We start from the raw sequence: 2,715 nt of genomic DNA on the forward strand, positions 1-2,715 counted from the left end.
TATTATAGGAGGTAATTGTGTTTGTAAAAATAATCACATTAGATAAATCAACCTTATTCATAAATTAAGCTGATGATGGAAAGATAACCTTATCTTTCGTACACTGCGGCTAACTAGTTAGAGGTCATGTCATGTATCAGCAAACTCTCCAGAACATTTTTGGCTTTGAAAGCCTTCGAGGCGGACAAGAAACTGTCGTTAATCATGTCCTTTCAGGCCAGTCAGCTGCCGCTATTTTCCCGACCGGCTCAGGGAAATCATTGTGCTACCAATTACCAGCCTTGCATTTACCCCATTTAACCTTAGTTATCTCCCCTTTATTAGCATTAATGCGAGACCAACTGGCCTTTTTACATGACAAAGGCATTGCGGCGGCCTCTATCGACTCCAGCCAAACATGGGAAGAGACACAACAGGTCATGCAGGCCGTACGTCAAGGTGAAATGAAAGTCTTGATGATTTCTGTCGAGCGTTTGAAGAATGAACGCTTCCGTCAGTTCATCCAACAAGTCCCGATCTCTATGCTCGTTGTTGATGAAGCACACTGTATTTCTGAATGGGGGCATAACTTCCGCCCTGATTACCTCAAACTACCGGAATACCGACAAGCGCTTAATATTCCACAAGTATTACTGCTCACAGCAACAGCGACACCTGCGGTTATTGCTGATATGCAAAGCAAGTTTGCTATCAGTGAGGAATGCACCGTTATTACTGGGTTTTATCGCCACAATCTCGACCTCAGTATTAAAGCTGTCGATGAAGAAGAAAAGCGCAACACGCTACACGAAATCCTTGCTAGCGCCCAACAAGAGTCGAGTATTGTGTATGTTACTTTGCAGCATACTGCCGAAGAAGTAGCGCAGTACCTAAGCTACCACGGTGTACCAGCAACGGCTTACCACGCAGGGTTAGAAAGTGATAAACGCCAAGCGATACAACAGCGTTTTATGGCTGGAGAGATTCAATGTATTGTCGCCACCATTGCTTTTGGTATGGGTATCGATAAGTCAGATATTCGTCATGTTATTCACTTTGATTTACCTAAATCAATTGAAAATTATAGCCAAGAAATCGGCCGCGCTGGACGAGATAATATGCTGTCTCACTGTACGGTTTTAGCGAATCGAAACGGGGTGAATGTACTGGAAAACTTCGTTTATGGTGACACGCCAGACTTAACCAGCATTCAAGCAGTATTAAGTGACATTAAGCAGCAAACAGGTCAATGGGAAATCATGATGACCCAACTGTCTCGTGAAACCAACATTCGCGCCCTGCCGCTAAAAACACTGCTGGTCTATCTCGAAATGGAAGGTGTAATCGAGGCTAAATACACTTATTTCGCTGACTATAAGTTCAAAACCATTCAATCTGTTGACTGGATTGTGTCGCAATTTTCCGGAGAACGACAAAACTTTGTCCGTGCAATTTTTGCATGCTCACCCAAAGCTCGCACTTGGCACAGCATTGATTTTGATGCCCTTTGGCAAGGCTACAGCACAGACAGAAAACGCGTTGTTTCAGCGATAGATTACTTTAATGAAAAAGGCTGGATCACCTTAGAAAGCAAGCAAATGACCGATGTTTATAGTGTTAATAACCTGCACTTTGACACTGAAGAGCTCGCGCTGAAATTGCACGGTGTATTTACCCAAAAAGAAACCAACGAGATTGAGCGGCTTAACAATATGCTGGCTTTCTTTGAGTCCAGTGAGTGTCTAAGCCACCGCTTAGCCCAATATTTTGCGGATGAGAATGCCCCGCAGCAATGTGGCCATTGCTCAGTCTGTCGCAACAGTATTGCGACACTACCAAGTCAGAGCTTGGACGCTGAGTTACCCTCAGAAAATACGCTAAAAGCATGGTGTGATCCTTTTATTGAAGCGGTTGTTAAGCAAACTCAAACAACACCGTCACCACATGCAATTGCTCGTTTTTTAATTGGCATGACAACGCCATTAAATACTAAGGTTAAAGCACGCCAAATGAGTGGCTTTGCCAAACTTGAGCAGTATCCTTTCCAGCATATTCTGGACAATATCCATATCTTCGCCAAGCTAGAAACTAGAAACTAGAAACTAGAAAAGCATCTCGCTGGTAGCCTCTATCTACGCGGCTATTAGCGAGCTTTCCACCAACCACATCATCACAGCCTTAACGTTTTGTTTTACGAGTACTTCGCTCATCCCCTTTCGCTTCTTTACTGAAATTGCCTTTTTTACCGTCTCTGGTGAAAGTTATAGCTCTGCTACTGGTCTGATTTAATAACCGACTTCAATTTTTGCACCTGCTTCATTATGTGCTTAACAACAGCAGCATTAAGAGAGGATTGAACATGAAAAAGTTACTGGTAGCACTCACAGCGTTATTGATTAGCAGCAGCGCTTTCGCATTTTCGTGGGATTCTAAACAAGAGAATATTAACCTTACCGCAGGAGTCAGCGATTCACGGGAAGGCGCATATAAGCTGGGTAGACAATTCGCGTCAAACATAGAGCAATCATCACCGAAAAAGCTCAAACGCACACTGGGCATTTACGAATACGGTCTTAAAACAAATTCAATCCAAATTGATGATTCGCAGATTGAAGTTGATGAATTTTCAACCGCTCAAGGGGATGTCAAATACCGCGCTATCGTCAACCTTGGTTACAGCTATGACATTCGAGAAGCCAATAATCGCTAGACATTACATTTAATATTATTTTACTT

2 protein-coding genes are annotated in these 2,715 nt (G+C 43.0%); both read left to right on the forward strand.

The window, feature by feature from the left end; translation table 11 throughout:
* The first annotated feature begins 131 nt into the window (after positions 1-131).
* On the forward strand, positions 132-2,078 hold the full coding sequence (locus ASV53_RS23515; RefSeq protein WP_094958929.1) for a RecQ family ATP-dependent DNA helicase: 1,947 nt from the start codon (positions 132-134) through the stop codon (positions 2,076-2,078).
* Between the two features lie 260 nt (positions 2,079-2,338).
* Complete coding sequence (locus tag ASV53_RS23520; protein ID WP_094958930.1) at positions 2,339-2,689, forward strand: DUF3316 domain-containing protein; 351 nt, start codon at positions 2,339-2,341, stop codon at positions 2,687-2,689.
* Positions 2,690-2,715: the final 26 nt, after the last annotated feature.

Origin of the sequence: Photobacterium sanguinicancri (assembly GCF_002265265.1) — a bacterium.
GTDB lineage: Bacteria > Pseudomonadota > Gammaproteobacteria > Enterobacterales > Vibrionaceae > Photobacterium > Photobacterium sanguinicancri.